The organism is Streptomyces sp. HUAS 15-9 (assembly GCF_025642155.1).
Classification (GTDB): Bacteria; Actinomycetota; Actinomycetes; order Streptomycetales; family Streptomycetaceae; genus Streptomyces.
Map to the genome: position 1 here is coordinate 656,125 of NZ_CP106798.1, position 17,822 is coordinate 673,946.

Here is a 17,822-nt window from a genome sequence, read left to right on the forward strand (position 1 = left end):
TGGGCGAGGGACGGGTGCTGCACCTGTGTGCGGAGGTAGGTCGCCCGGCAGTCTGGGAGATGACGGAGTTCGCCGCGCGGCCACGCTACCGGGTGCTGATCGGTATCAAGCGGGTGATGGTGCAGGAGCCGAGCGCCTGTCTCCCCGTTGCCTCCATTCGAATGAGGATCCGAGCGGCGCATGGCCGGGCCTGTGGCCGATGTGCTGATGATGTTCGGTCTTCGCGCCTCCGCAGTCATCCAGCCCCTTCCGACGGGCTGCTGCGCCATGCACGAATTCGGAAGGAGATGGCTGTGTCCGACCAACAGGACGAGAAGGCGGAGCAGAGCGTCGGAGCGTTCACGCTCGCCGATCCGCTGAGCTCCGCGCCGCCGGTCCCGCTGCCGTATCCGGTCCCGGAGCCGGACGAACAGTGGCAGCTGCCGCACGGCTTCGCGCACGTCTTCTACGGCGAGCGCAACCGCGCCGTCACACGACCGGTGATCATGGCCGACGGGTTCAACCTCGGCAGGAGCGACCTGAAGTGGCTGTACGCCGGCCTCGACCGTGACCATCCCTTCCTGAGCGAGCTGCGCCGCCGCGGCCATGACGTCATTCTCGTGGGCTTCGACGAGCGCACCGCCTCGATCATGACCAACGCCGAGACCGCGATCGCCGCGATCCTGCGGACCCAGGCCGAGCAACTGGGCGACGCGTCGCTGACGGTGGGCGGGTTCAGCATGGGCGGCCTGATCACCCGCTTCGCGCTCGCCAAGCTCGAGAGGCAGCGCATGGACCATCGCACCCGGATGTACTTCTCGTACGACAGCCCGCACCGCGGCGGCGTCGTGCCGATCGGCCTCCAGGCGTTCTCGCACTTCATCCCGGTCCCCAACGACTTCGCCCGGCAGATGAACAGCCCGGCCGCCCGGCAGATGCTCTGGCGGCACTACGACCCGATGACCGGCCAGAGCGGGATCGCGCCGGAGCGCAAGGAATTCCTCAGGATGCTGGAGGGGTTCGGCAACTGGCCGCGCATCCCCCGTGTCCTCGCGCTCGCCAACGGCCGCGGCGACGGCACGGGCCCGGCGATCCCGCCGGGCGAGACCGCGCTCAAGGTCGACAGGATCTACCCCGGCACCACCTTCTACAGCCAGGCGCAGGGCAAGGACGTCGTCGTCGCCGAGCTGAAGCGGCGGTTCCCCCCTGCCGAGAAAGCAGTGAAGACGAGCGGCTTCCCCGAGTTGGACGGAGCCCCCGGCGGCACCCTCCGCTCCTACGGGATCCTCGCCGACATGCTGAAGAAGTTCGGCGCCCAGGTCGATCGGCGCCACGAGGAGATCTGCTTCGTGCCCTCCGTCAGCGCGGTCGCGATCCGCGACATCGACCAGCAGAAGGACCTGTACGCGGACATCGACAGCCTTGACCCGTCGGAGAGCGAGGTCGACGACTTCATCTGCTCCTCGACGACGACGGCGCACACCGCCATCACCGAGGAACTGTGCGGGTGGCTGCTGGACCGGCTGCCCGACTGAACCCCCGCGCGGGCCGGTCGGACCGGCCGTCCGGCCCGCCCCGGGAAGCGCTCCGTCTCACGGCAGCACCGCTTCCCTCGCCCCCGGTTGCGGGGGTGCACAGCTGTCGCAACGCTGGGAGCGGCGGTTTGGGGGTGGCTGAGGAGGCGGCGTGGCTCCAGCACAGAACCCGGCACACGGCGCCGAGCCCGGCATATCGCGCCGACGGCTCCTGTGTCTGTGCGCGGGCATGGGCCTCGGCGCGGCCGCCTGCGACCATGTGCCCGGCCGTCGCCCACACGGCGCCGGCGACGTCCACCTGCCGGAGGCGGAACGAGACGCCCGCGGTACCCCCGATTGGCGGATCGCGTCCCTGGGCCCACCCGACGCGATAGCGGGGTACGCCGATCGGGTGAGTGTGACACCGGGGCAGGAGTTCGGGCTGTTCGTGTCGACGACGGCGGCCTCATTCCGGGTGTCGGCGTTCCGCGTGGGCTGGTACGGCGGTGCGCTGGCCCGGCGTGTGTGGACCTCGCCCCCGATACGCGGCCGCGTCCAGCAGGCCCCGCGGATCGCGCCCGAGACCCGCACGGTGTACGCGAACTGGCGGCGCACCCTGGCCCTCGACACCGCGAGTTGGCCGGAGGGCGCGTATGTGCTCCGGCTGGAGGCGGCCACCGGGCACCAGCGCTATGTGCCTCTGATCGTGCGCTCGGTACGGGGAACGGGGCGCACGGTACTGCTGCACGCCCCGGCCACCTGGCAGGCCTACAACCGGTGGGGCGGGTCAAGTCTCTATGCCGGTACGACGGGGTCGTACGAGACCCGGTCCCTGGCGGTGAGCTTCGACCGGCCCTACGACATGGACGGGGCCGAGAAGTTCCGCGTGTACGAGTGGGCCGCGGTCGTGCTGGCGGAGCGGCTGGGCATACCGCTCGCCTACAGCACCGGCCTCGACATCCATGCCGATCCGGCGGTGCTGGACGGCGCCGCCGCCGTCGTATGCCTCGGGCACGACGAGTACTGGACACCCCAGCAGCGCGCACATGTCACACGGGCACGTGACGCGGGCACCAATGTCGCGTTCCTCGGTGCCAACACATGTTTCCGAAGGATCCGCCTCGAGCCCGGCCAGGGCGCGGACGACCGCACGGTGGTCTGCTACAAGTCCGCCTACCGTGCCGACCCCTGCTATCCCGCGCAACCGGCCCTCGTCACCACGGACTTCCGTACCGTGCCGGCCCCGGATCCCGAATCATCCCTCACCGGAGTGCTCTACGAGGGCTATCCGGTGGACGCGCCCTATGTCGTCCACTCCGCCGGTCACTGGCTCCACGAGGGCACGGGAGTGCGCGCCGGTGACGCCTTTCCGCACCTGGTGGGCGTCGAGTACGACCGAGTCGTACCCGGCGTCGGCACTCCGTGGCTTCTGGAGATCACCGCCCACTCTCCGCTCGTGTGCGCGGGCCGCCCGAGCCACAGTGACTCGGCGTACTACACCGTCCCCAGCGGAGCGGGTGTGTTCGCGTCCGGCACCATGCGCTGGGTGGAGGCACTGGTGGCGGGCACCGGTGAACTCGGCCACGACCATGGCATCGACGCCCGCACCCGGACCTTCGTCGCCCGCACGACGGAGAATCTCCTACGCGCCTTCGCCGAGGGTCCTGCCGCCCGACACCGTCCGGCGCCCAGTCCCAACGCGGCTGATCTGTACGCGATTTGATGATGTCCACGGATGGTCACCTCTATATGCGCCTGCTAGATCGGCGGGTCGTTGGACAGCTCCAGCAGCCAGCGGACGCATTCCTCGGCTCCGAGGGCGTCTGAGGCGTCCGACGCGGCGGGAAACAGGCGGCCCCAGGAGCAGGCCCGGCCGAGTGCACCGAGCCGCCAGGCGAGGCTCACCGCACGGCGTAGGTCCGCGGTCGTTCGGCCGGTGCCCGTCCACGGTTCCAGATAGGCGTCTCGCAGGCGCGGCAGTACATCGTGCCCGTATCGCTCGCAGGCCGTCCGGGCAGGGACCAGCAGGCTGCAGAAGGGATGGGAGACGGCGGCGTCGCCCCAGTCGAAGAAGGTGAAGCGGTCCGGTCGTGGGTGGAACAGCTGGCCGTCGTGCAGGTCGGAGTGGTCCAGGGAGTCCTCGATGCCGAGGGCCGCCAGCTCCGTGCACCAGTCCGCCAGGCGCGGCCTGAGGTCATCGAGTCTTCTGCGGTCGTCCGGCCGCAGTGTTGAGTTCTCCGCGACCAGTTGGTCGAAGACATCGGGCAGGGCGGCGGTACGTGCGCTGGGAACACCCAGTTGTTCGATCTCCTGCGTGTGGGGGATCAGGGCGTGCTGCATGTCCGCGTACTGGCCGAGGAGCGCTTCCCAGGTGCTGGGCTTGACCGGCTCCCGCTCGAGGACGCTCCTGAAGAGCTCGCCTCCGTCGGGCAGCAGTGACCATCCGCGAGCGGCGTCGACGGCGAGCGGTTCCAGTACATGTTCCGGGACCCATCGCGCCAACGCCGCTGTGAGCGGGCCCTCGAAGGCGCTGGCCGACGGGTTCGCCTTGAACCAGACGGCGTCACGCCCCTGGACGGATACCCGCACCAGGACGGACCAGGGCCGCAGCCGCACCCTCCAGTCGCCGGTCACACGCAGGCCGCGTGCGGCCGACTCGCTCTCCACCCAGCCGAGGGCCGCGTCCCGCCAGGACTCCTCTTCCCAGGGTGTCACCGCGTCCTGGTACTGGCCCCGGTCCACGACCACTGATGACTCATGTCGCATCGCGCCATCTCAGCATCACCCGCAACCCGTGACCACCGCATTTCTCCTCACGAAGCCCTTGCGCGAACTCGCCCGCACCGTGGTTCAGCGGCCCGACCGGGAGATCCCCGAGGGACACGGTCTGGCATGATCGCGCGGTGAGTGATGTGAGTAGGCGGGCCGTCGAGGCGGTTGAGTCACATGTGCGGGTGTTCTTCGAGGGGCATGGTGTGGAGGTCGTTCACTGCGACCTCGGGTCCGATCGGCGAATGGCGGTGCCTGACCTGCGTGTTCTGGTCGTGGGGCCCGGTCCCCGCGGTGGCGGGTGGACCTATGTGACTGCCGGATGCTGGGCAGCGGTGAACATGGACACGCACGGGCTCGAGTTCGTCATGACCGCCCGAAGGGACATGCCCGCGTCCTGTGGGCCCTTCCGACAACGGCCTCCGAAGCCGAGTTCCACAGGTGCCATGGGCATGAGGCGTTGGAGCAACTCTTCGACCAGGCAGCAATTGTTCCCACCGATCCGTTGAGAGCCTCTGTCGTCTGAATCGGCCGACCTGGGAGTCCGACAGGGGCTTTCGGCGCAACTCGCGGACAACTAGCTTTCAAACAAGTTGAGTTGGCAACATGGTCGCAGAGGCAACGCATGCAGCGATGGCATGTTCGGTGCTGTGCCACCGATTGAGTCAGGAAGGATCACGGGAGCAACAACTTGCTCCGTACCATGTCTCAAGGCAGGGTGTCTGACCACAGATGCGGCCCGGCACCCGGGAGCACCAGCCGAGGCAGTGCCTTCACGTCCGGCGGCCGCCGCGGTAGGTCCTGGTACACAACCGGGAACCGAAGAAGGGTGAACAGCATGTCCGAGAGTACGGTCCCCGTCACCGAGCTGGCGTCGCAGTACATTGCGCAGGTCACAGGTGACCTCGAGCGCAACATGAAGGAGCAGGAGCGCATCGGCACGGAAATCGCCGCGCTTCAGGAGCAGTTGGCAGTTCTGCAGCACGACCACACGGTGCTGGCGAGCATGCACCAGGCGCTCGGTGTCGAGGCCGCCGCTCCGACGGTGACCGACACGGCGCCCGACAGTGCCGTTGTGCCTTCTCCCCGGCAGAAGTCCGCTGCCGAGTCCGCGCCGAGCAAGCCGGCGCGGGCGCGCAAGTCCCCCGGTGCGGCGGGTCGCACAGCACCCCGGAAGCAGGCCGACAAGAAGAAGCCGGCCGCCAAGGCGGCCGCGCCCGCGCAGTCGGCCAAGGCGACCCTGGTCGAGTTGGTCCGCCGCCACCTCTCCGAGCAGAGCGAGCCCCGCTCCGCCGCGGAAGTCACCACCGCACTGGATCAGGCACATCCCGAGCGGAGCATCAAGACCACCGTCGTGCGGACGACGCTGGAGGGTCTGGTGGCCAAGAACCACGCCCAGCGCTCCAAGCAGGGCACGTCGGTCTTCTACACGGCGAGCGAAGCGTCGGAGAAGAGCCCGGCTTCGGAGGCCGAGAAGCCTTCCGAGGCCATCGAGAGCTGAGCCGACGGCAGGGCGGCCGATACAGGGTCGGACGCAGTGGGGGAAGAGGGCGAACGTACCGTCGTACGGTCGTACGTTCGCCCCTTCCCGCCTGCGCACAAGACGCCCCATCCATGCATCCCTGCATTCCGGTATGAGTAGGGAAAGAAGCGCGATTCCCGATTGCACCTTTGGCGGTGTATGCCCAAGGTCGGAGGGTGAGCACGTCTTCCGTTCCCCGGTCCGGTCCCGCCGCCCAGGACAGGTCCGGGCGCCGCTCCACGACCCGGCGCCCATGGCCTGACGCACCCCACGGCCTGCTCCAGGCCCTGGTGCTGTTCATGGCCATCCGTCTCGCCGGGGTCGCGGTGATGGTCGCGATGAACCATCTGACTCATCGCCCACTGGTGAAGAGCCTGGCTCACTCCTGGGACTCGGACTGGTACCTGCACATCGCCGCGCACGGCTACGGGACCCGCATCTGGATCACGCCGTCGGGCGCGGTGCAGACCGACTGGGCCTTCTTTCCGCTCTACCCCGGACTCATCAGGGCCGTGCTGACGGTCCTGCCGCTCACACCGGGAGAGGCCGCGCTGCTGGTCGCCTGGACCGCCGCGGCCGTGGCCGCATGGGGCATCTACGTGATCGGCCACCGGCTCTACGGACGTGGGGTCGCCATCGCGCTCGTCGCCCTGTGGGCCGTACTGCCGCACTCGGTCGTGCTGGGCATCGCCTACACCGAGTCCGTCTTCTCCGCCCTCGCCGCCTGGTCGCTGTACTGCGTACTGAGGGAACGCTGGCTGTGGGCCGGAGCCCTCGCCGCCCTCGCGGGCCTGTCGCGCCCCAGCGGCTTCGCGGTCGCCGTGGCCGTGGCCGCCGCGGGTGTGCACGAAGCGATCAGACGGCGCGGCCGTGTCCGTCCCGGTGTGTGGGTCGCCGTGGTCCTGGGTCCGCTGGGCTGGATCGGCTATGTGCTGTGGGTGGGCGAGCAGACCGGCGATCTCCTGCGGGGCTACTTCCATGTGCAGGACGCGTGGACCTCGCGCTTCGACTTCGGGGTCGAATCCCTTCGCTTCCTCAAGGCGCTGTTCCTGCACGGCGGGCGCTTCGTCTACCCCACGGCCCTGGTGATCGTCGTCATCAGTGTTCTGCTGTTCTGTCTGCTGTGCCTGGACCGTGCGCCGCTGGCGCTGGTGGTCTTCGCCGGCGTCCTCGTCCTGCTCGTCCTGGGTGCCTCGGGTTCGTTCTCGTCGAAGCCGCGTTTCCTGGTCCCGGCGTTCCCGTTGCTCATTCCCTGCGCGCGTGCGCTGGTCCGGGCATGGCGTGTGCGACCCGCGCAGGCCCTGCTGGTGGGGGGCACGCTGACCGCGGTGTCCCTGCTGTACGGGGCTTACCTGACGACCGTCGCGCACTCTCCGCTCTGAGCGGGGACACAGCGGGCGCGCGGTCGGTGATCGCGCCATTTGCCGTGGTTCCGTGACATCCATCACAGGTTGTCCGGGAACTGTGCGGGTCGGATAGTAGACGGCGCTCCGCCGACATATGGGATTTGTCCGTCTTGGCCTGGGCGAACATCATGTCTGGATTCGCGGCATTCCGTCCGCACGGCACTTTCGCCCGCTCTGCGGACACAGAGGCTTTCTGACGACGCGTCATGGATTCACGGTGATCGCGGGGTCCGGTCCAGCACGCCCCCACCCCGCGACAAGGATCGCCGAAGCTACGAGGCGACGTAGTACAGGGGCCCTTTGCGCTCCATGTGAAGGGCTCCTAAGAATGACGATCCGCAGGGCATCGCCGCAGTTCAGTGGCGGGTTCTGTACAGAGCCAGCCGCACAAGGAGCGCTCGGCGATTACCGGGTGAGGTCACACATGGGTAAGCATCGCAAAAGCACTCAATACCGGCGAATAGTCATCACTGCCGTTGCCATGGGGGCCGTGGGCGTACCGTCCGTCGCCATGGCCTGCACCGACTGGAACGACGGCGGGAGACCCCAACGCCACAGCCATCGGGAGACCGAAGCCAAGGGTTGGTGGAACAACGCCGACTGGGGTCGCCCCTGGAACGACTACCAGGACCACAACGGCCAGGCCACGCCGGCACCCGCCAGGACGCCCAGCGCCCCCGCGAAGACCACCCCGCCGAAGCCGAAGGCCACCGCGCCCTCGCACAGGGTGAAGGTCACCGCCGCGCCCTCCCCCACGGCGAAGACCACGGCCCCCAGGACCACGGTCCCCAAGGCCAAGGTCACCACCGCTCCCAGCGCCCCCAGGGCCACCACCGCCGCCCCCGCGACCCCCGCCGCGCCGAGCGCCCCGAAGCCCACCGCCACCGCGTCCGGGGTCGTCGCCCGCATCGTGCAGCTCGTGAACGCCGAGCGCGCCAAGGTGGGCTGCTCGGCGCTGACGCTCAACGCGACCCTCAGCAAGGCCGCGCAGGCGCACAGCGCCGACATGGCCGCCCACCAGAACATGTCGCACACCGGGTCCGACGGCTCCTCCCCCGGCGACCGGATCACCCGTGCCGGCTACACCTGGAGCGCCTACGGCGAGAACGTCGCATACGGCTACTCGACTCCCGAGTCGGTCATGGCCGGCTGGATGGCCAGCCCCGGCCACAAGGCCAACATCCTCAACTGCTCGTTCAAGGAGATCGGCGTCGGTCTCGCACAGCCCAACAGCTTCTGGACCCAGGACTTCGGAACGGCGCGATAAGCGCCGTCCCCGGCCCTGGTCGGTTTCCCGAGGACACCCGGCTTCCACTATGTTCGGTCTGATCATCCGACGTACGGAGCCGGCGTGCAGACAACAGAAGAACTGGCGGAGGAGACGGCCGCCGCGGGCCGCCCCGAAGCCGAGGAGGCGCCGGCGGGCGAATTGCCCCGATTCTGGCCTCTCTTGTTGGTGGCGGCGGCCGTCCTTCCCGGCACGGCGCTCGTCCTCCTCGGCCAGTCGATCAGCAAACCTGCCCTCCAGGCATGGCAGACCGTCTGTCTGTCCGTGACCGTCCAGGCGCTGCCCTTCCTGCTCCTCGGGACGGCCCTGTCCGGAGCCATCAACGCCTTCGTCCCGGCGCGGGTGTTCCACCGCGTCCTGCCCAGGCGGCCCGTGCTCGCCGTTCCCGTCGCCGGTGCCGCCGGGGTCGTCCTGCCAGGCTGTGAATGCGCGTCGGTGCCCGTCGCCAACAGTCTGATCGGCCGGGGTGTCACCCCGGCCGCCGCCTTCGCGTTCCTGCTCTCCGCGCCCGCGATCAACCCCGTCGTGCTGACCGCCACGGCCATCGCCTTCCCCGGACGTCCCGCCATGGTGCTGGCCCGGCTGCTGGCCTCGCTCGCCACCGCCACCGTCATGGGCTGGCTGTGGCTCTGGCTCGGCCGCGCAGAGTGGCTCAAGCCGGCCGTACGGCACACCGGGCACCACGCCGGGCACAGCCGCTGGAGCGAGTTCCGGCGCGCGTTCCAGCACGACTTCCTGCACGCGGGCGGGTTCCTGGTCATCGGGGCCATGGCGGCGGCCACCTTCAACGTGGCCGTGCCGCCCTCCGTGCTCGACACGTTCTCCTCGTCGCCCTGGCTGTCGGTGCTGTTCCTGGCCGCGCTCGCCATCCTGCTCGCGGTGTGCTCCGAGGCCGACGCGTTCGTCGCGTCCTCCCTCACCGGCTTCTCGCCGCTCGCCCGGCTGACGTTCATGGTGGTGGGCCCGATGGTCGACCTGAAGCTGATCGCCCTGCAGGCGGGCACCTTCGGCCGCGCCTTCGCGGTCCGCTTCTCCGCCGCGACGACCGCCGTCGCCATCCTGTGCAGCGCGCTGATCGGAGGCATCCTGCTGTGAAGCGGCCCATCCAGGCGATCCTGCTCGTCCTCAGCGGTCTCGGCCTGCTGCACATCTCGCTCTTCACCGACCTGTGCCTGAGGTACGTCAAGGAAGGCATGCGACCGATGCTGGTCGCATCGGGCACGGTGCTGCTGATACTCGGCGTCGCGGAGGCGTGGTCGCAGCTCCGACAGCTCCGAGGGGGCCGAAGCGACGAAGACACACCCCACCAGGACCACACCCACGACAACCACACACCTGACGACCACGCCCACGGCGACAGCGGTCACGGGCACGACCACTCCGCCGTGCCCCGCGTCGCCTGGCTGTTGCTGCTGCCCGCGCTGAGCCTGCTCTTCTACGCCCCACCGGCCCTGGGCGCCTACACCGCCGCCCGCCAGGCCCCCAAGGCCGTATCGGAACAGGCGCACTTCGACCCGCTGCCCACGGCCTCGCCGCTCCCGATGACCCTCACGGACTTCACCACGCGCGTGCAGCAGGACCGCAAGCGGGCCATCAAGGGGCGCAGCATCCAGATGACCGGTTTCGTCACCCCCGGCAAACAGGCCGGCAGTTGGTACCTGACCCGGATCATCCTCACCTGCTGTGCGGCGGACGCGCAGTCCATCAAGATACGGATCTACGGGGGGCCCGCCCTGCCCCCCAACACATGGGTGAGCGTCACCGGAACATGGCACCCGGGCGGGACGCTGGGCACGAAGTCGGCGCCGGTCGCCCTCGACGCCCGTACCGTCAAGAAGATCACCCGGCCGGCGAACGGCTACACGGACAACCTTCCCTTCCCTGCCGTCTGACCCACGACCATGGTCGGGTCGGCCATTCGCCTTGCCGGCCAAGCAAGTTCCGGGGGTCTGTCGCGGAACGTCCGCGGATTTGTCCGTGATCTGTAACAGCGGGATCCCATCGTCGGCCTCCTCCGTCCTGACAGGTGATCGGGATCCCATCGGCACGGCAAGGAACGAGGCGGACATGGCGCGGCATGGCGGGCGGGGATGGTACGGCCGGGTGCTCGGGGCAGCGGTCGGAGTGACCGCGCTGGCCGCGGCCACCTCGGTATGGACCGCGCAGGCCGGCTCCGTCGGCGGGCACGCGGAAGCAGGCGGCTCGGCGAACCCCTCTTCGCAGGGCCGCGCCGCGGCGCCGGTGTCGGTGGAGATCGCCCATGCCTCGGACCGCGGCGCCCAGGGCGTCAACATCACCATCGACGACGGTCCGGACCCGGTCTGGACGCCGCAGATGCTGCAAGTGCTGAAGGAAAACGGCGTGAAGGCCACGTTCTGCATGGTGGGCACCCAGGCCAAGGCCCACCCGGACATGGTCAAGGCGGTGGTGGCGGCCGGGCACCGACTGTGCGATCACACGGTGTCCCACGACACCACCATGGACAAGAAGTCCGACGCCTATCAGTCGCAGCAGATCACGGACGCCGAGCGCATGATCACCAAGGCGTCGGGCGGTGTACGGCCGCTCTACTACCGTGCCCCGGGCGGTGCCTTCACCCCATACAGCCGGAAGCTCGCGGCCTCCCACGGCATGCGCCCGCTCGGCTGGAACGTGGACTCCAAGGACTTCGAGCGTCCCGGCGCGGCCGCCATCGTCTCCACCGTCAAGAGCGAGATATCCAACGGCCCGACCGTCCTCTTCCACGACGCGGGCGGCGACCGCTCGCAGACCGTGGCGGCCCTGCGCGAGGTACTGCCGTGGCTGAAGCAGCAGGGCTACTCCTTCGGTTTCCCGGTCCGTTGAGCGCATGACCGATCGTTGAGCGCATGACCGATTGCCGTGCGGACCCTGCCCCGGGTACGGTCCGCACATGTTCAGCACGCCCCGTGTCTCTTAGCTCGGACACCAGCTTCGACGCCACCCTTGTGTCCTAGAGCTGTTACGGAGCGTAACTCCCATGAAAACTCCGCGCGGTTCCGGCCTGTTCCGGAACCGGGACTTCTCGCTGCTGCTGAGCGGCCAGCTGATCTCCTCCATCGGCGACCAGGCCCAGTCCATGGCCCTGCCGCTGACCGTGCTGGCCCTCACCGGGTCGGCCGGCCGGGCCGGGCTCGTCCTGGGCCTCGGCACGATGTCCTATCTGGTGTTCGGACTGGTCGCCGGCGCCCTCGTCGACCGGTGGGACCGTAAGGTCACCATGATCTGGTGCGAGTTGGGCCGGACCGTCCTCACCGCCGGCGTCGCCGTCGCGCTGTGGTCGGACACACTGACGATGCCCCAGTTGTACGCGACGGCGGTGCTCGCCGGAATCCTGACCACGCTGTTCCAGGTGGCGTACACCGCCGCGCTGCCCAATGTGGTCGGTCCTCGGCAGTTGTCCGCCGCACTCGGCCGCTCGCAGTCCGCCACCGGCGCGGTGGGTATCTTCGGCGCCCCGCTCGCCGGCGTGCTCTACGCGCTCGGGCGAACCGTGCCGTACGCCGTCAACGCCGTGTCCTTCGCGGTGTCCGCCGCTTCGCTGCGCCTGATGCGTGCCCGGTTCCAGGTGGACCGGCAGGCGGCGCGGACGAAGGCCCGGGTCACCACCGAGATCCGTGAAGGGCTCGGTTGGCTGTGGCGCCAACCCGTCATCCGGTTCCTCACCGTGGTGTCGGCGGCCGACAAGGTGCGTTACGGCGCCGGGTATCTGTTGATCATCACCCTCGCCCGGCAACTCGGCGCCTCACCCCTGTGGATCGGCGTCGTCTTCGGCGGAGCGGCACTCGGAGCGATGGCGGGGGCACTGGTCTCGGGCCGGGCCACACGGCGGTTCCCGCTCGGGCTGATCGCTGTGGTGATGCTCTGGCTGGAGGCGCTGATGTTCCCGCTGTACGCGCTCGCACCCGATCCGCTGACACTGGCGGCGGTCGCGGCGGCCGAGTCGTTGGTCGCTCCGGTGTACACGGTGGCCATGTCCACTCACCAACTCGCCATCACCCCTGATGAGTTGCGGGGCCGGACCACGGCTGCGGTCTCGACGCTCACCACGGGCGCCCTGTCGCTCGGCATGCTCACCGGCGGCGCGCTGATCACCGCCGTGGGCGCCAAGCCCCTTGTGTGGCTGTGCGGGGCATGGCTGCTGGTCCTGGCGGTCCTCACCACCGCCAACCGGGCCGTACGCCAGGCACCGCCGGCAGGCACGACCGCGCCGCACGAGGCCACCGTCGCGATCGAGACCAGGGACGCGGCCCACTGAGCGGCACCCACGTCAGGACCGCATGTCCCCCGCCCTCAGCCTGGTACGCGCCACGCGGAACCCGACGTCGTCCACGCGGAAGGTGGGGTGGCTGCGGCGCCGCACGGAGGCTCTGCAGCTCCAGTGCTCGTCGAACCAGCCACCGCCGCGCAGTACTCGGTAACTGCCGTAGACCTGGGCGTCGTAGATGTCCCAGCACCACTCCCATACGTCACCGAGCATGTCGTGGAGGCCCCATGGATTGGGGCCCTTGCGGCCCACCTCGTGGATCCGCTCGTGCGAGTTGCCGCGGTACCAGGCGATGTCGTCGAGGGGGCCGTAACGCGGTCCCGCCGTACCGGCGCGGCAGGCGTGCTCCCACTCCGCCTCGGTCAGCAGCCGGTACCCGTCGGCGGACGCGTCCCACTCGATGTCCTCGTCGTCGGGTGGCAAGTGGTACGCCGGGGTGAGACCTTCCCGTTGGGACAGCGCGTTGCAGAACCGCACCGCGTCCCACCAGGAGACGCCCTCGACGGGCAGCCTGTCCCCTTCGGAGGTGCTCGGCCGACGATCGGTGATCCGTGCGTACAGCTCCTGAGTGACGGGGTACGCGCCGATCTCGTACGCCGGGACGTCGACCGGCCAACTGCGCCGCGTCCGCCGGTCCGACAGCATGACCTGCCCCGGCGGAACGGCGATCATCCTGTGCTCGGCTGTCGCGTTCATGGAGAGACGATCTTACCTGCGGGGTGTTCTCACGATCCTTCGCACAGGCTCGGGAAGAGGGCGCCCGCGCGGTCGGGGTCGGGTGACACGAAGACGCCGCTCGCGGTGACCACGGTGGAGGGTGGATCCGTCTCCGTGGTGATCGAGCCGTCCACGAAGATCTTCCGGCCGTCGGTCCGCGCGACGCGGGCGACGACGCTCAGCGGTGTCAACAGCGGTACGGGACGTTGGTAGTTCACGTCGAGGGAGATGGTCATGGCGGGCGTACCGGCAGCGGCGCAGGCCATCAGTTCGTCGAGCAGCATGGCACTCATACCGCCATGGCCGTAGCCCGGCGGGCCTTCGTGTGCGATGCCCAGGGTGCACCGGCATGGGCGGGGCGAGCGGGCTGCCCGCCCCGGTGACGGGGCTGTACATGCGTATTCCGCCGGGAAACCCGTCCACGGCAGGAATCTCCGCGCGTGTGCGTCGGTCTCCGGACAACTGCCCTTCGAGACGCCGGACTTCGTCCGCGACGCGGTGCAGGGTCTTGGCCGGTGCGGCCGTACGCACGGTGATGTCGACCAGCGCCCGCAGTTCGTGGCCGAGTGCGGCGATCGCCGCCCGCCGGAGTGCGAGGTCCTCTTCCTCCGGTCGTGCGGTGCGGGGCGTTCGTCGTGATCGGGTCGGTCACGGGGGTGCTCATCGGCTTTCTCGTCGGGGCTCGGCGGGCAAAGACCGGGCGCGGCCGGTCAGTCGTCGGTGCGTACGAAGACGGGCTTCAGGTGCTTCTCCGGGAGGGCGTCGGGGAGTTGTTCCCAGTCGATGACATGGGAGACGACCCGGGCGGGGTCGACCGTGCCGGAGCCGGCGAGTTCGAGGGCGTCGGGGATGTGTGCGCGTACGTTGTCGCGGGCGATGCGCAGGGTGACGCCGGTGAGGTACATGTCGAGCAGGGGCAGTTCGCCGGGGCGGAAGTGGTTGCCGGCGGACTCGCAGAAGCCTTCCGGCATCAGGGACTTGAGGGCGAGGGCGAGCTGGTCGACGCGGCCGGTGGCCTCGACGGCGAGGTCGAAGCCGCGGTGGGCGGGTTCGACGGCCTCGGCGGTACGGGCGCCGTAGCTCTCGGCGATCTCGCGGTGGTCCGGGTCGGGGTCGACGTACAGGACGTCGGAGGCACCCAGCGCGCGGGCGATGTCGCACACGTACAGGCCGATGCTTCCACGGGCGACGACCAGGACGCGGGCTCCGGGGCGGGCCTTCAGGTGCGGGGCGGTCAGCCGCCAGGACAGGGACCAGTTGTCGCCGGCGGAGGCCATGGCGACCGGATCGAGGCCGCTCGGCAGCGGCACCAGCATGGCGTCCGCCCACGGTACGCGGACGAGGTCGGAGAAGAGTCCGCCCCAACTGCCGCCGATGGGTGCGCCGTACATGGCCATGTGCGGCACCGAGGTGCAGTGCGCGGTCAGTCCGGCGCGGCAGGTGTCGCAGGTGCCGCAGTTGATGGACCAGGGCACGACGACCAGATCGCCGGGGGCCACTGCGGTCACCGCGTCACCGGTCTCCACGACCTTCGCCACGCACTCGTGGCCGAGGGCGAAGGGCGGGTCGATGAAGCCGTGTCCGGCCAGGATGGACGAGTCCACGTCGCAGGGGGTCGCGGCGACCGGGGCGACGATCGCCTCCTGTCCGGACTGGAGCTCGGGGTCGGGCGCCTCGCGCCACTCGACACGGTGCCGTCCGACATAGGTCAGTTCACGCATCGTCGCGCCGGCCCTTCGCGAGGGCGACCAGGTCCGCGTGGCGGATGATGGATCCGCCCGCGCCCCAGGTGCCGTCGGCCTGCTCGTACACCAGCACCCATACGCGCAGTGCCTCGTCCGGGCCGAGCCCGGCGGCGTTCAGCACGGTGTGGGTCACCTCTTCGACGAGTCCCGCCCTGCGTCGCTCGGACAGAGCCCCTTGCGGCACCGTGACGTCCACGAGGAACCGCGGCGCGTCGTCCTCCGCGGTGACCTGCGCGCCCTCGGGCAGCTCGACGAGGTAGCTCCACGCCTGGGCCCGGAAGAAGGCCGTGTCGGGCGCTCCCTCCCAGCGCAGGAGCACGGCGGCGAGGTCCCGCTGGACACTGCGGCGGCCTTGTTCGGTCAGCGCACCGGCCGGGCTGGTGAGCCGGATCATGGGCATGGCAATACCTCGCTTCGGGTGACGACCGACGCGGTTATGACGGTCGTCATAGACGAGGACCACGTTAGACTATGACGATCGTTATAGCCAGGGGTGGGGATGGTGCGGGCATTGCCGGTCGGCTCACGGCGGCCCGGTGAACGTCGGCATTCAGGGCGCGGCAGCCGCCGCTCCTCGCCGGGGGCCGGCCTCGCTCAGTGGGCGGCCGTCGAGGAGACCGCCGCCCGGACCGCACGTTCCACGAGTGCGACGCCGTCCTTCATCGACTTGCTGCCGTCCGAGAGGACGGCGACGAGGTAGTGGTGTCCGCCCGCCGTGATCCGTCCGACGCTGTTGACGTCCCACAGCTCGGTCGTGTTGCGCTGCAGCCAGCCGTTCTTCAACGCCCACTCGGAGCCGGCAGCCGCCGAGACGCCCCATGACTGCTCGTCGACGACGTGGCTCATCAGCGTGCGGATGTACGACCGGGACGCCTCTTCGAGCGGGGTGGCGGCCGCGCGTGCGGCCGTGCCGGTGTCGTACACCGCGCGCAGCAGCCGTATCTGGTCCCTCGCCGTGGTGCGGGTGAGCCCCCACTTGGCGTCCGGACCGCCCTTCGTCTCGCTCAGCCCCAGTCGCTTGTTCGCCGCGTCCAGGCCCCCCGCCCGGCCGATGGACCGCCACAGGCGGTTCGCCGCGTCGTTGTCACTGCGCTCGATCATCACCTCGGCCTCGGAGCGCTCCTTCTCGGTCAGGCCGCGCTTGGCGTCCTGGCCCTGGAGCAGTGCTGTGGCGAGGATGTCGACCTTCACGATGCTCGCGGTGTCGTACGGGGTGTCGTCGCCGTACACCGTGGCTTCCCGGCCGGTCCCGTCCAGGTCGAGCACCGCCGCGCTCACCCGCTCCTCCCCCTGGGGCTTCACCCGTGCGAGAAAGTCGGCCGTCGCGGCGTCGGGCCGCGTCGCCGCCGGGGCAGCGGCCGCGGGTGTCGGGTGGAGCGCGCCGGCCGAGAGGAGCGTCGCCACGCAAGCCGTGAGAACGCCGGCGCCGACCGCGGTGCGGCTGCCGCGAGGGCTCCGGGCGGGCGACAGGAGGGACTGTCGATGCTGCATGGTGAGGGGCCTCGGCAGTTCGTGTGGGAGGGACACAGGACTGCGAAGCTAAACAAAACGCCCTTGTCGCGACGTGACCGCCGCCACGACAAGTCCGATTCCTACGCAATTGTGCGAAGAGTCACAGCTGTCCGAGTGGCTGGGGTCACACCGGCTCCCGCTCAGGCCGGCGGCGCGTCGTACTCGCGTGAGATCACGTCGACGCGTCCGGTGGCGCGGTCGAACCGCACGGTGTCCAGCCCCATCGACTCCAGCTCCGCAATCGACTCGGCGTGGCCGGTGGTGTTGATCGCGAGCATGCCCACCTTGGGGTCGTCCTCGCCCAGCACCACGTCCTCGGCGAGCAGGATCTCCGTCATGCGCTGCGCGGAAGACGACGGCAGGGGCTCGTCCACGGCGATGTGCAGCATCAGGTGTTCCGCGCCGGTCTCGAGCCGGCGCGCCCGCGACACCCAGACCGTGCGCACCGCGGGAAACTCACGCACCCGTCGGGCCAGCGCATCCCGCAGGGCCACCGCGACCGGGTGGGTGGACCAGGAGAGCTTGAGCCGCTCCCCGCCGGCCTGCTGACCGCGCCCGGCGAGGGTCCGGTACACCAGCGGCACCGGTACGCGGGCCCAGCCCCGCACGGAATGAACGGCCAGGGCCTCGACGCCGGTCCGCTCGGCGATGTCGAGCAGTCGCAGGGCGTCGCAGTGGATCGCTGCGGCGGCTTGTGGCAGCCGTTCGGCGCAACATGCTTCGCTGACATAACCGGGTATGGCGGGTGTGCCGTCCTCACTGCGCAGGAACAGCACCGAGCCGTTCTCCCCAACGGGGACGAACACACCGTGGTCGACCAGAGCGGCGAGCAGTGCGTCCGGCTCCCTGTCGGCGGCGTCACGGTCGAGGATGTCGGCGAGCGCCGTGTTGACGATCATGCCCGCAGCATATCGGGGGCGCCCCAACTGCTCGCCGCGACCCGATCGTTGATACTCGGGCCGACCGGGCCGGGCACCTGCTTGGTCTTGGCTGTCGCGTTCTCGGGCCCGGGTGCTCGTGATGAGCGCCGAAGCCCCGCGAGATGTGATCCCGGCGGTCCCTGCCTACTCTCGTGATGTCCGACA

Annotated in this window: 16 protein-coding genes; 9 read left to right on the forward strand and 7 right to left on the reverse strand. The window is 69.8% G+C overall.

Going from position 1 to position 17,822, the window contains the following annotated elements; all coding sequences use genetic code 11:
• The first annotated feature begins 287 nt into the window (after positions 1 to 287).
• Together N8I87_RS02930 and N8I87_RS02935 are read left to right on the forward strand one after the other, a co-directional pair.
• Complete coding sequence (locus N8I87_RS02930) at positions 288 to 1,514, forward strand: esterase/lipase family protein (protein WP_263216285.1); 1,227 nt, start codon at positions 288 to 290, stop codon at positions 1,512 to 1,514.
• Positions 1,515 to 1,665: 151 nt separating this feature from the next.
• A complete protein-coding gene (locus tag N8I87_RS02935) occupies positions 1,666 to 3,216 on the forward strand; it encodes a N,N-dimethylformamidase beta subunit family domain-containing protein (RefSeq protein WP_411577187.1) in 1,551 nt (516 codons plus the stop codon).
• 35 nt (positions 3,217 to 3,251) lie between these two features.
• On the opposite strand, the gene N8I87_RS02940 is transcribed toward N8I87_RS02935, so the two are convergent.
• Positions 3,252 to 4,259, reverse strand: coding sequence for a phosphotransferase (locus tag N8I87_RS02940; protein WP_263205145.1), 1,008 nt, complete (start codon positions 4,257 to 4,259; stop codon positions 3,252 to 3,254).
• 841 nt (positions 4,260 to 5,100) lie between these two features.
• On the opposite strand from N8I87_RS02940, the gene N8I87_RS02950 reads away from it, so the two are divergent.
• From N8I87_RS02950 to N8I87_RS02980, 7 genes are all read left to right on the forward strand, one after another.
• The gene (locus N8I87_RS02950; protein ID WP_263205148.1) at positions 5,101 to 5,763 is read left to right on the forward strand and encodes a BlaI/MecI/CopY family transcriptional regulator; all 663 of its coding nucleotides are present in this window, start codon (positions 5,101 to 5,103) and stop codon (positions 5,761 to 5,763) included.
• 197 nt (positions 5,764 to 5,960) lie between these two features.
• Positions 5,961 to 7,166 carry a glycosyltransferase family 39 protein gene (locus tag N8I87_RS02955; protein WP_263205149.1) on the forward strand — a complete coding sequence of 402 codons (1,206 nt, stop codon included), beginning with the start codon at positions 5,961 to 5,963 and terminating at the stop codon, positions 7,164 to 7,166.
• Positions 7,167 to 7,614: 448 nt separating this feature from the next.
• Positions 7,615 to 8,457, forward strand: coding sequence for a CAP domain-containing protein (locus tag N8I87_RS02960; RefSeq protein WP_263205151.1), 843 nt, complete (start codon positions 7,615 to 7,617; stop codon positions 8,455 to 8,457).
• 84 nt (positions 8,458 to 8,541) lie between these two features.
• Entirely contained in the window at positions 8,542 to 9,573 is a 1,032-nt protein-coding gene (locus N8I87_RS02965; RefSeq protein ID WP_263205153.1) for a permease, read from the forward strand.
• Positions 9,570 to 10,370 (forward strand): TIGR03943 family putative permease subunit, encoded by an 801-nt coding sequence (locus tag N8I87_RS02970; protein WP_263205155.1) that lies wholly within the window; start codon positions 9,570 to 9,572, stop codon positions 10,368 to 10,370. The genes N8I87_RS02965 and N8I87_RS02970 overlap by 4 nt, the downstream gene beginning before the upstream one ends.
• A gap of 175 nt (positions 10,371 to 10,545) precedes the next feature.
• A complete protein-coding gene (locus tag N8I87_RS02975) occupies positions 10,546 to 11,322 on the forward strand; it encodes a polysaccharide deacetylase family protein (RefSeq protein WP_263205156.1) in 777 nt (258 codons plus the stop codon).
• A 154-nt stretch (positions 11,323 to 11,476) separates the two neighbouring features.
• Positions 11,477 to 12,754, forward strand: coding sequence for an MFS transporter (locus tag N8I87_RS02980; RefSeq protein WP_263205157.1), 1,278 nt, complete (start codon positions 11,477 to 11,479; stop codon positions 12,752 to 12,754).
• 12 nt (positions 12,755 to 12,766) lie between these two features.
• Here N8I87_RS02980 and N8I87_RS02985 read toward each other — a convergent pair whose 3' ends face one another.
• From N8I87_RS02985 to N8I87_RS03010, 6 genes are all read right to left on the reverse strand, one after another.
• Positions 12,767 to 13,459 (reverse strand): formylglycine-generating enzyme family protein, encoded by a 693-nt coding sequence (locus tag N8I87_RS02985; RefSeq protein WP_263205158.1) that lies wholly within the window; start codon positions 13,457 to 13,459, stop codon positions 12,767 to 12,769.
• 29 nt (positions 13,460 to 13,488) lie between these two features.
• Positions 13,489 to 13,773, reverse strand: coding sequence for a PaaI family thioesterase (locus tag N8I87_RS02990; RefSeq protein WP_263205159.1), 285 nt, complete (start codon positions 13,771 to 13,773; stop codon positions 13,489 to 13,491).
• Between the two features lie 417 nt (positions 13,774 to 14,190).
• Positions 14,191 to 15,201, reverse strand: coding sequence for a zinc-dependent alcohol dehydrogenase (locus tag N8I87_RS02995; RefSeq protein ID WP_263205160.1), 1,011 nt, complete (start codon positions 15,199 to 15,201; stop codon positions 14,191 to 14,193).
• Positions 15,194 to 15,625 (reverse strand): tautomerase family protein, encoded by a 432-nt coding sequence (locus N8I87_RS03000; protein WP_263205161.1) that lies wholly within the window; start codon positions 15,623 to 15,625, stop codon positions 15,194 to 15,196. The genes N8I87_RS02995 and N8I87_RS03000 overlap by 8 nt, the downstream gene beginning before the upstream one ends.
• Before the next feature lie 194 nt (positions 15,626 to 15,819).
• A complete protein-coding gene (locus tag N8I87_RS03005) occupies positions 15,820 to 16,716 on the reverse strand; it encodes a serine hydrolase (protein WP_411577188.1) in 897 nt (298 codons plus the stop codon).
• Between the two features lie 161 nt (positions 16,717 to 16,877).
• The gene (locus N8I87_RS03010; protein ID WP_263205163.1) at positions 16,878 to 17,636 is read right to left on the reverse strand and encodes a hypothetical protein; all 759 of its coding nucleotides are present in this window, start codon (positions 17,634 to 17,636) and stop codon (positions 16,878 to 16,880) included.
• Positions 17,637 to 17,822: the final 186 nt, after the last annotated feature.